Annotated in this window: 2 protein-coding genes; both read right to left on the reverse strand. The window is 60.9% G+C overall.

What is annotated here, in order from left to right; translation table 11 throughout:
- On the reverse strand, positions 1-130 hold a 130-nt coding region (locus D3D02_RS21750), incomplete at its 3' end, for a heme-binding protein (protein WP_147435817.1).
- 67 nt (positions 131-197) lie between these two features.
- On the reverse strand, positions 198-435 hold a 238-nt coding region (locus D3D02_RS20075; protein WP_255410181.1), incomplete at its 5' end, for a heterodisulfide reductase-related iron-sulfur binding cluster.

Raw genomic sequence — 435 nt, forward strand, 5'->3', positions numbered from 1 at the left:
GGTGCTGCGCGATGAGGTTCCCCTCGCTATTGGCGACCGTGACGACCATGGGGTTCTCGATCTCGTCGGCCCGGGTCTCGGCCGCTTCGATCAACTGCGTTGCTACGTCTAGCGGGATTGCTTCCACCATGCATGCGTAATGCCCGTACGCGGACACATAAATCCGGTCATTTTTCGTCGGAGTTCTCCCCCGGCCGTCACTCGACGAGCGCGTCTTCGAGCAGTTCGAGCGGGTGGCGTATCTCGTAGCCCGTGCCGTGTTCCATCTGCATCGCGCAGGTGGGACACTCGGTGATGCCCGCGTCGCCCTCGGCGTGGCGCATGTGGTCGAACATCTCCTCGCCGATTTTCATCGACTTGTCGTACTTCTCTTCCTTCCAGCCGTAGGTCCCCGAGATGCCGGAACAGGAGTCACCCACGTCCTCTATTTCGACA

Origin of the sequence: Halobellus sp. Atlit-38R, assembly GCF_003665925.1 — an archaeon.
Classification (GTDB): domain Archaea; phylum Halobacteriota; class Halobacteria; order Halobacteriales; family Haloferacaceae; genus Haloquadratum; species Haloquadratum inordinatus.